Origin of the sequence: Bacillus sp. SIMBA_074 (assembly GCF_046534555.1) — a bacterium.
Taxonomy (GTDB): Bacteria; Bacillota; Bacilli; order Bacillales; family Bacillaceae_G; genus Bacillus_A; species Bacillus_A mycoides.
The window spans coordinates 1-323 of the sequence record NZ_JAWRYM010000259.1 but is presented as its reverse complement, the minus strand read 5'-3'; the positions used below and the strand labels follow the sequence as shown (position 1 = coordinate 323).

Annotated in this window: 1 protein-coding gene; it reads right to left on the bottom strand. The window is 47.7% G+C overall.

All coding sequences use genetic code 11. The annotated features are described in order from the left end of the window. Positions 1 to 47: 47 nt before the first annotated feature. A partial coding sequence (locus SB773_RS30760) for a chorismate-binding protein (RefSeq protein ID WP_410594021.1) occupies positions 48 to 323 on the bottom strand: 276 nt, incomplete at its 5' end.

Below are 323 nucleotides of genomic sequence, written 5' to 3'. Positions count from 1 at the left end.
ACCAGGTTGTAAGTAAACGAATCGTAATTATCAATCATCAAAATCATCTAGCTCATCTCCTCTAGGCTCTTCTTACTCATTCTCTGCTCACAAAGCTCAAGTGCTTTCCATAACGCTTCTGCCTTTTTCAATGACTCACGATACTCTGCCTCTGGTGTCGAATCAATCACGATACCTGCCCCTGCCTGAACATGGGCAACGCCATCCTTTACTACCATGGTTCGGATCGCGATGTTTACCTCCACATCGCCATTGAAGCCAAACCAGCCGATCGATCCCGTGTACACACCGCGCTTGACTGGCTCCAGCTCTTCGATGATTTC